This window comes from Pseudoalteromonas sp. Z1A2, from assembly GCF_011378755.1.
Lineage (GTDB): Bacteria > Pseudomonadota > Gammaproteobacteria > Enterobacterales > Alteromonadaceae > Pseudoalteromonas > Pseudoalteromonas distincta.
The window spans coordinates 1-554 of sequence record NZ_WTKX01000092.1 but is presented as its reverse complement, the minus strand read 5'-3'; the positions used below and the strand labels follow the sequence as shown (position 1 = coordinate 554).

The 554-nt window shown below is 42.4% G+C and carries 1 rRNA gene; it reads left to right on the top strand.

Annotated features, from left to right (window positions below):
* Positions 1 to 211 precede the first annotated feature (211 nt).
* Positions 212 to 326 (top strand): 5S ribosomal RNA (gene rrf, locus GQR47_RS20340).
* Positions 327 to 554 lie beyond the last annotated feature (228 nt).

Below are 554 nucleotides of genomic sequence, written 5' to 3'. Positions count from 1 at the left end.
AAGATGTGGAAGTGGTGTGAGCCATTAAGCTAACTTGTACTAATTACCCGTGAGGCTTAACCATACAACGCCAAACGCGTTTTATGTGACAGTGAAGCGACAGAAGTTAATAACTAAAGTAGATATTACTGACAGAAAGACTTAAAAAATATTATCAGATATTTTCCAAATTCAGTTAGTGCGTAGAGATACGGATTAACGACCAAATTTGCTTGGTGACAATAGCGTTTTGGACCCACCTGACTCCATGCCGAACTCAGTAGTGAAACGAAACAGCGCCGATGATAGTGTAGCATTTGCTATGTGAAAGTAGGACATTACCAGGCTTCAAATTGTAGAGAGCCCGACTAGAAATAGTCGGGCTTTTTTACGTCTGCAGAAAAGTGAAATACGCGCAATTAACACCCACTCATATCGCGACACAAAGATAGTGTAGCATTTCACTGCGACTTTCTACCGCTGTGGGGTGAGCGTCTAGCGAACTACACCTATGTTTTAAAATTCCAGGGTAACAAGCTGTCGATATCGGGCTCAGGCTGGCACAGTTCATCAAG